Source organism: Kineococcus indalonis, assembly GCF_009906395.1.
Lineage (GTDB): Bacteria > Actinomycetota > Actinomycetes > Actinomycetales > Kineococcaceae > Kineococcus > Kineococcus indalonis.
In genome coordinates this window covers 1-8,740 of the sequence record NZ_JAAALM010000132.1, presented here as the reverse complement: position 1 = coordinate 8,740, position 8,740 = coordinate 1, and the positions used below count along the sequence as shown (strand labels likewise).

Sequence of the window (8,740 nt, the reverse complement as noted above, 5' to 3'; positions counted from 1 at the left end):
CTGCGGCCCTCGGTGCGCGTGCCCGCCGCCACCCGCGCCACCCTGACCGCGGTGGCCCCCGCCCTCACCGGCAGCTGGGCCCTGGGCGGGCTGTTCCTGGGCCTGGGGCCCTCGCTGGCCGCCGGCGTGCTGGGCCGCACCGACCGCCTGGTCGGCGGCCTGGCCGTGGCCGCCCTCACCGGCACCGGCGCGCTCGTGGGGGTGCTCACGCGCACCCTGCCGCCGCGGCGGGTGGCCGCCGCCGGCTCGGCCGCCTTCCTGCTGGGCCCGGCCCTGCTCGTCGTGGCGCTGCAGCACGCCTCCACGCCGCTGTTCTTCGTCGCCGCGGTCGTCTCCGGGGTCGGCTTCGGCGCCGCCTTCCAGGGCGGCCTGCGCGCCGTGGTGGCCACCGCCCCCGCCGCCGAGCGCGCCGGCGTCCTCGCCGCCGTCTACGTCATGTGCTACCTGTCCTTCGGCGTGCCCGCCGTCGTCGGCGGCCTGCTCACCCCCCGCGTCGGCCTGCGCGCCGTGGCCGACGGCTACGCCGGGCTCGTGGTGCTGCTGGGCGCGGCCGCGCTGGTCCTGGCGGCGCTCGCCGCCCGCCGCGCCCCCCGCGCGGGCGTGCCCGCGCCCTGCGGGACCACCGCCGGCCGCTGACGCCCGGCCCGCCCCGCTGAACCGGGTCAGCGCTCGGCGCGATCACGACCCGCAACGGGGGAGACGCGGGGCGCCGACCGCCCTAGGGTGGACGGTGACGGTCGGCGACCCGCCCCGTCCTGCTCCGCTCGACGGCGCGCGGCGCACCACCTCACCAGGCTCCCCGAGGACCGCTCACGCGATGACCGCGCTGCCCACCTCCCGCTCCGCGACCACACCCCCCTCCTCCCGCAGCACCTCCACGTTCGGGCTGGTGCTGCTGCTCGGCGTCATGGCCGCCCTGGGGGCGGTCACCATCGACCTGTACCTGCCCTCGCTGCCGGAGGTCGCCGAGGACCTGGGCACCACCGCCGCCAGCGCCCAGCTGACCATCACGTGCGTGCTCGTCGGCTCCGCCCTGGGGCAGCTGATCAGCGGTCCCCTCAGCGACGCGTTCGGCCGCCGCAAGCCGGCCGTGGTCGGCTTCGCCGTGTACGTGCTGGCCTGCCTGCTGTGCGCGGTGGCGCCGAACCTGCCCTCGCTGGTCGCCGCCCGCTTCCTGTCGGGCATGGGCGCGGCCGCCGGCTCCGTGGTCGGCATGGCGATCATCCGCGACCTGTTCACCGGGCCGACCGCCGCGCGGCTGATGTCCCGGCTGATCCTCGTCATCGGCGTGGCGCCGCTGTTCGCGCCCACCATCGGCGGCGCGATCGCCGAGCGCACCGGCTGGCGCCCGGTGCTGGCGATCCTGTCCGGCGTGGGCGTGCTGGTGCTGCTGGCGGTGTGGCGCAAGCTGCCCGAGACCCGCCCGGAGCTGGCCGCGGACGTCCCCGCGCAGGCCTCGCGCGCCGCCGCGCCGGCCGTGCCGGTCACCCGCCGCCGCGGCGGGCGGGTGCTGCGCAGCTTCGCCGGCTACGGCGCGCTGCTGCGCGACCGCCGCTTCATGGCGCTGGCGCTGGTGCCGGGCCTGGCGATGGCCGTGGTGATGAGCTACGTGGCCACCTCCCCCTTCGTCTTCCAGGAGGAGTTCGGGCTGAGCACCACGCAGTTCGCGGTCCTGTTCGCCGTGATGGGCGTGGCCCTCGTCGGCGGCAGCCAGGTCAACGCCGCCCTCGTGCAGCGCTTCGGCTCCCCGGCGCTGCTGCGCGTGGGCGTGAGCGCGGCGCTGACGCTGGCGCTGGTGCTGGGCGCGGTGGTGCTCTCCGGCACCGAGCAGCTCCTCGCCTTCGTGGTGCCGCTGTGGCTGCTGCTGCTGACCCTGGGCCTGATCATGCCCAACGCGGTGACGATGGCCCTGGAGCCGTACGGCGCCAGCGCCGGCGCGGCCGCGGCCCTGGTGACGGCCCTGCAGTCCGGCGTCGGCGGGCTGGTCGGCGTCGCCACCGGCGTGCTCGGCGGCGACGAGCACGCGATGGCGCTGGTGGTGGCGGTCGCCACCGCCCTGGCCCTGGTGCTCACCGCGGCCGTGTCGGTGGCCGACCGCCGCGCCGCCCTCGCGCGCGCCTGAGCGCCCCGGCGGGCCCGGGGCGCCGCGCGCGTCCCGGGCCTAGGCTCGGCCCATGAGCTCGATCACGGACCAGCGCTCCGCGGTGGACGACCTGGACCCCGCCGTCCGCCCGCAGGACGACCTCTTCCGCCACGTCAACGGCCGCTGGCTGGCCACGACCGAGATCCCCGACGACCGCGCCGTGGACGGCGCCTTCGTGCGTCTGCGCGACGAGTCCGAGGCCCAGTGCCGCGCCATCGTGGAGGCCGCCGCGGCCGCCGCCGCGGACGGCTCCGCCGAGCCGGGCGGCGTGCAGCAGAAGATCGGCGACCTGTACGCCTCCTTCATGGACACCGCGCGCGTCGAGGAGCTCGGCGCCTCCCCCGTGGCCGGCGAGCTAGCCGCCGTGGACGCCGTCACCGACCTGGACGGCCTGGTGCGCCTGCTGGGCCGCTTCGAGCGCCTGGGCGTGGGCGGCCCCTTCGCCTACTGGGTGGACACCGACAACGCCCGCTCGGACACCTACGTCGTCTACGTCACCCAGTCCGGCCTGGGCCTGCCCGACGAGTCGTACTACCGCGAGGAGCAGCACGCCCAGCTGCGCGAGGCGTACGTCGCGCACGTGGAGCGGGTGCTGGCCATCGGGGGCCGCCCGGACCCGGCCGGCAGCGCCCGGCGGGTGCTGGAGCTGGAGACCGCCCTGGCCGCCCACCACTGGGACCGGGTGCGCAACCGCGACGCCAACGCCACCTACAACAAGCTGGACCGCGCCGGGCTGGCCGCGCTGCTGCCGGGCGTGGACCTGGGCGCGTGGACGGCCGCGGCGGGCCTGCCGGGCTCCGCGTTCGCCGAGGTCGTCGTGCGCCAGCCCAGCTACCTGGAGGGGCTGGCGCAGGTGCTGGCGGGCACCCCGGTGGGCACCTGGCGCGAGTGGCTGGGCTGGCGGGTGCTGCACCAGGCGGCGCCCTACCTGCACGCCGAGCTGGTGGCGGAGAACTTCGCCTTCTACGGCACCACCCTGACCGGTGCCCCGCAGCTGCGCGAGCGCTGGAAGCGCGGCGTGGGGCTGGTGGAGGGCGCCCTGGGCGAGGCGCTGGGCGAGCTGTACGTCGCCGAGCACTTCCCGCCGGCGGCGAAGGCGCGCATGGAGGAGCTCGTCGCCAACCTCGTGGAGGCGTACCGCCAGGACATCGAGGCCCTGGACTGGATGACGCGCCAGACCAAGGACCGCGCGCTGGAGAAGCTGGCGAAGTTCACGCCCAAGATCGGCCACCCCGAGCGGTGGCGGGACTACTCGGCGCTGAGCATCGAGCGCGGCGACCTGCTGGGCAACGTGCGCCGCGCCTTCGCCTTCGAGGTGGACCGCGAGCTGGCGAAGCTGGGCGCCCCGGTGGACCGCTCGGAGTGGTTCATGACCCCGCAGACGGTCAACGCCTACTACAACCCGGGCATGAACGAGATCGTCTTCCCCGCGGCGATCCTGCGCCCGCCGTTCTTCTCCCTGGAGGCCGACGACGCCGAGAACTACGGCGGCATCGGCGCCGTCATCGGCCACGAGATCGGCCACGGCTTCGACGACCAGGGCGCCAAGTACGACGGCGACGGCAACCTGCGCGACTGGTGGACCGACGCCGACCGCGAGGAGTTCGGCCAGCGCACCGCGGCCCTGATCGCCCAGTACGACGCGCTGGAGCCGCCCGAGACGCCCGGCCAGCGCGTCAACGGCGCCCTGACCGTCGGGGAGAACATCGGCGACCTGGGCGGGCTGACCATCGCGCACAAGGCGTACGAGATCTCGCTGGGCGGCCGCGAGGCCCCCGTCGTGGACGGCCTGACGGGCAGCCAGCGCCTCTTCGTCGGCTGGGCGCGGGTGTGGTGCGGCAAGGTGCGCCCCGCCGAGGTGGCCCGGCGCCTGGCCATCGACCCGCACTCCCCGCCGGAGTTCCGCTGCAACGCGGTGGTGCGCAACCTCGCGGAGTTCCACGAGGCGTTCGGCGTGCAGCCGGGCGACGGGCTGTGGATGGACGAGGCCGAGCGGGTGCGCATCTGGTGACCCGCTGAGCGCGGCGGGCCGGCGGGCGCGTCAGGGGGCCAGGACCACCTGGTCGCGCCCGCCGGACTTGGCCGCGTACAGCGCCCGGTCGGCGGCCAGCAGCAGCTCGTCGGGGCTGGTGCCGTGCTCGGGGCAGGCGGCCACGCCGGCGCTGATGGTGACGCGCACGTCGCTGCCGGGCACGCGCAGCGCCGAGCACGTTCGGCGCAGCTCCTCGGCGCGCTCGGTGGCCGCGGCCGCGTCCAGGCCTGGCAGGACGACGACGAACTCCTCCCCGCCGTAGCGCACGGCGTCCTCGGCGCGGGCGTGCTCGCGCAGCACCTCGGCCACGGCGACGAGCACCGCGTCGCCGACGGCGTGCCCGTGCGTGTCGTTGACGGCCTTGAAGTGGTCCACGTCGAGCAGCACGAGGGCCAGCGGGCGCCCGCCGCCGGCGGAGGCCAGCAGCCGCTCGGCGAGGTCGTCGACGAAGCGCCGCCGGTTGCGCAGCCCGGTGAGGGGGTCGCGCGCGGCCTCCTCGGCCAGGTCGGCGCGCAGCCGCTCGATGGTCTCCACGTGCCGGCGCAGCTGCGCGTTGGCGTCCTCCAGGGCGCGCTGCTGGCCCAGCTGCGCGGTGACGTCGCGCAGCACCGCCACGCGGCCGAGCACCTGCCCGCGGTGGTCGCGGATCGGGCGGACCCGCACGTCGAGGCTGCTGGCGCCCAGCTGCACGACGCCCTCGCCCTCGCCGCGGCCGTGGCCGCCCGAGCCGGCGCAGCAGGGCGCGGGCGGCGGGGTTGAGGTCCACCAGGCGCCCCTGCCCGTCGACGACCACGACCCCGTCGCCGAGGGTGTCCACGACCAGGCCGCGGGCCACGGGCAGCAGGTGCAGCAGGTCCTGGCGCAGCACGGAGTAGGCGAACAGCAGCCCGGTGGCGGCGAAGACCGCCGGGGTGGGGTCCACCCGGATCACCGAGGCGGGCAGCACCACCACCACGACGTTGACCAGGGCGGGCAGCGTCATCGCCAGCAGCACCGTCCCCAGCTGCCGGCGCAGCAGGCCGGTGGCGTGCCGGCGCTGGCGCGCCACGGTGACGGCGCCGGCGACGACCACCGCGTAGCTGTACAGCGCGTGCGCCCAGAACAGCGGCCCGAAGGAGGTCACGCGCACGAGGGGGTCCTCGGCGTGCTCGACGCTGGCGTAGAACCAGCGCGCCCACGGGTCGGCCAGCAGGGCCAGCTGCACCAGCACCGGTTCCACGCACAGCGCGGCCACGCGCCGCGGGGTCAGGCGCCGGCCGGTGACGGTGTGCGCGAACAGCAGGTTGCTGGCCACCGCTCCGGTGATGCCGAGGTACTGCAGGTGCACGAGCGCGTCGAGCACCGCGGGGCGCTGCCCGCTGTTCAGCAGCACGACCGCCGCGGCCCACACGCCCACCGAGGCCAGGGAGGCGGTCAGCGGCACGGCGGCGGAGGTGCGCGCGCGCCGGCGCCAGGCGATCACGGCGGTGGCGGTGGTCAGCGCCGAGGTGAGGGCGACGACGAGCGTGAGGGTCCCCACCGTCCCGTTCCGCTCCCCCCGCCGCGCCGCGCCGGTCTGCTCCGGCGGGTCCGACCCTCCCATCGGCCCCCGACACGGGCCGGTGGACCACCCGTCCGGGTGGTTCACCGGCGCCGCCGCTCAGCGCCCGGGCGGGCCCGGGGGAAGCCGCGGGTGCAGCAGGTGCGCCACGAGGGCGGTCCAGCCCGTCTGGTGGGTGGCCCCCAGGCCCTCCCCGGTGTCGCCGTCGAAGTACTCGTTGAAGGTGGGGTGCTCCTGCCACAGCGGGTCGGCGGTGGACTCGATGCGCTCGCCGTCGGCGGGCCGGCGCCCGTCCACGGGCCGGAACAGCGAGACGAGGCTGTCGTCGATGAGGTCGGCGGCCTCCACCAGCGTGATCCGCTTCCCGGACCCGCGGGGCACCTCCACGGTCACGGTGTCGCCGAAGAAGCGCCCGTAGGTGCGCAGCTTGTCCGCCAGCAGCACGTTGACGGGGAACCAGATGGGCCCGCGCCAGTTGGAGTTGCCGCCGAACAGCCCGGTGCGCGACTCGCCCGGCTCGTACACGATCGAGGAGTGCTGCCCGCTGACCTCGGTGGTGATGTGCTCCTTGACGGCGGCCGAGAGCGAGCGGACGCCGTAGTCGGAGAGGAACTGCTCGGGGTCGAACATCCGGTCCAGGATGCGCTGCAGGCGCGGCTTGTCCAGCAGCGAGAGCAGCATCTGCCGGCCCTCGGGGCCCGAGCGGGTCAGCAGCGGCAGGGTCAGCTCCGGCCGGCGGCGCTGCAGCCAGCGCAGCCGGGAGGTCAGGTCGGGGCACTCCTCGGAGATCCAGCCGGGCACCTCGGTGGCGCCCAGGATCGGCAGCAGGCCGACCATGGAGGGCACCCGCATGGGCTCGGCGGTGCCGTCGGGGTGCAGCAGCACGTCGTAGAAGAAGCCGTCCGCCTCGTCCCACAGCGTCAGCTCCTGCGAGCCGAACGACATCATCGCCTGCGCGATGGAGAGGAAGTGCTCGAGGAACTTCGTCGCGGCGTCCTCCCAGGCGGGGTCGTGCCGCGACAGCTCCAGCGCGATCTTGAACATCTGCTGGCAGTAGAAGGCCATCCAGCTCGTGGCGTCGGACTGCTCCAGCCGGTACCCGGGCGGCAGCTGCGCCGAGCGGTCGAAGAGGCCGATGTTGTCCATCCCCAGGAAGCCGCCCTCGAAGAGGTTCATCCCGTCGGCGTCCTTGCGGTTGACCCACCACGAGAAGTTGAGCAGCAGCTTGGTGAAGACCCGCACCAGGAAGCCCTGGTCCCGGTAGCCGTCGAGGCGGTACACGTGCCAGGCCGCCCAGGCGTGCACGGGCGGGTTGACGTCGCCGAAGGCCCACTCGTACGCGGGCAGCTGCCCGTTGGGGTGCATGGACCACTCGCGGAGCATGAGGACCAGCTGCTCCTTGGCGAACTCGGGGTCCACGTGCGCCAGCGGGATGCAGTGGAAGGCGAGGTCCCAGGCCGCGAACCAGGGGTACTCCCACTCGTCCGGCATGGAGATGACGTCGGCGAGCGCCAGGTGCCGCCAGCCGGTGTTGCGCCCGCCGCGCTGGCGGCGCGACTCCGGCGGCGGGTCGGCCCACGGGTCCCCGTCGAGCCACTGGCGCACGTCGTAGCGGTACAGCTGCTTGGTCCACAGCAGCCCCGCGTAGGCGCGCCGGGCGATGTGCTTGTCCGACGCCGGCAGCGCCTCGGGCAGCACGGCGTCGTAGTAGGCGTCGGCCTCGGCGGCGCGGTCGCGCACGACGGCGTCGAAGCCGTCGCCGAAGGTGCCCCGGCCCGGCTCGCGCGGCGAGAGCCGCAGGCGCACCTCGACGGTCTGCCCGGGCAGCACCTCGTCGAAGCGGTACCAGAAGGCGACCTTGGTGCCCTGCAGCGCGGGGTTGACCGCGCCGGTGTCGCCGTGGACGATCCGCCGGTCGATGCCGTCCTTGGTGTGCGCGGTGGTGTTGCGCGCGGCGCCGAAGAGCTCCACCGCGTTGGTCTCGTTCTCGCAGAAGAGCACCTCGGGCGAGCCCTCGGCGGAGACGTAGTAGCGGCCGAGGTGCCCGTGCTGGCACTCGACGGACTCCAGACCGCCGACGGTGAGGGTGGGCGGCAGGACCTGCTCCATGGTGCCGCGCCGCTTGTCCCAGCCCCAGGACCACGTGTTGCGGAACCACACCTGCGGCACGAGGTCGAGCGGCGCCGGGTCGGGCCCGTGGTTGGTCGCGCTGATCACGGCGCAGATGTCGTCGGGGGAGGCCTTGGCGTAGGTGACCTCGACGTCGAAGAAGCGGTTCTCGTCGAGCACGCCGGTGTCGCCGAGCTCGTACTCGCGCTCGTCGCGGCTGCGCCGGGCGTTCTCCTCCCGCAGCTGCCGGTAGGGGAACTCCGCCTGCGGGTAGCGGTACAGCCACCGCATCCAGCTGTGCGACGGGGTGCTGTCCACGGCCCACCAGTACTCCTTGGCGTCCTCGCCGTGGTTGCCCTCGCCGTTGGTGAGGCCGAAGAGCCGCTCCTTGAGGATGGGGTCCTTGCGGTTCCACAGGGCCACGGCCAGGTTGAGGAAGCCGAAGCGGTCGCAGATGCCGCCCAGGCCGTCCTCCCCCCAGCGGTACGCGCGGGCGCGCGCCTGGTCGAAGGGGAAGGCCGACCACGCGTCGCCGGCCTCGGAGTAGTCCTCGCGCACGGTGCCCCACTGACGGCCGGCGAGGTAGGGCCCCCACAGCCGCCAGGGGCCGTCGGGGCCGGGGGACTCGGCCATCCGGGCGTGCTCGGCGCTCGGGTGCCCCTGGGGGGCGGGCGTCTCGGCAGGCTGGTCCACCGCTCCATCCTGCCAACACGGGCCACGTGGTGCCGGGTGAGCGCGCCGCGCGCCCGATCCTCTTGCGGGACAGCGGTTGCCGTGCTTCGGTGGGGTCGGATTTGCCTGCTCCTGCTCGTCGGCGTACTGTTCTTCTCGTCGCCCGGACGGGGCGGCCGCCGGGGCCAGCGGGCCGCGGGGGCCGGTCGTGAGCGGGTGGTGCCGGAGTCTTGATCGGGAATGG

4 protein-coding genes and 2 pseudogenes are annotated in these 8,740 nt (G+C 75.1%); 3 read left to right on the top strand and 3 right to left on the bottom strand.

Annotated features, from left to right (window positions below):
* The 3 genes and pseudogenes from GTR00_RS08845 to GTR00_RS08835 form a co-directional block, all read left to right on the top strand.
* Positions 1-636: pseudogene (locus GTR00_RS08845) on the top strand (MFS transporter); the annotation flags it as partial.
* Positions 637-817: 181 nt separating this feature from the next.
* Entirely contained in the window at positions 818-2,122 is a 1,305-nt protein-coding gene (locus GTR00_RS08840) for a multidrug effflux MFS transporter (protein WP_166611260.1), read from the top strand.
* A gap of 52 nt (positions 2,123-2,174) precedes the next feature.
* Complete coding sequence (locus GTR00_RS08835) at positions 2,175-4,154, top strand: M13 family metallopeptidase (protein WP_166611259.1); 1,980 nt, start codon at positions 2,175-2,177, stop codon at positions 4,152-4,154.
* A gap of 30 nt (positions 4,155-4,184) precedes the next feature.
* Here the strand turns inward: GTR00_RS08835 and GTR00_RS08830 are convergent, their stop codons facing one another.
* The 3 genes and pseudogenes from GTR00_RS08830 to GTR00_RS08820 all read right to left on the bottom strand — a co-directional run bounded on the left by GTR00_RS08830 (position 4,185) and on the right by GTR00_RS08820 (position 8,457).
* The gene (locus tag GTR00_RS08830; protein WP_166611258.1) at positions 4,185-4,865 is read right to left on the bottom strand and encodes a GGDEF domain-containing protein; all 681 of its coding nucleotides are present in this window, start codon (positions 4,863-4,865) and stop codon (positions 4,185-4,187) included.
* 205 nt (positions 4,866-5,070) lie between these two features.
* Positions 5,071-5,757, bottom strand: a pseudogene (locus tag GTR00_RS26325) (histidine kinase N-terminal 7TM domain-containing protein); the annotation flags it as partial.
* A 57-nt stretch (positions 5,758-5,814) separates the two neighbouring features.
* Positions 5,815-8,457 carry an MGH1-like glycoside hydrolase domain-containing protein gene (locus tag GTR00_RS08820; protein WP_205705393.1) on the bottom strand — a complete coding sequence of 881 codons (2,643 nt, stop codon included), beginning with the start codon at positions 8,455-8,457 and terminating at the stop codon, positions 5,815-5,817.
* Positions 8,458-8,740: the final 283 nt, after the last annotated feature.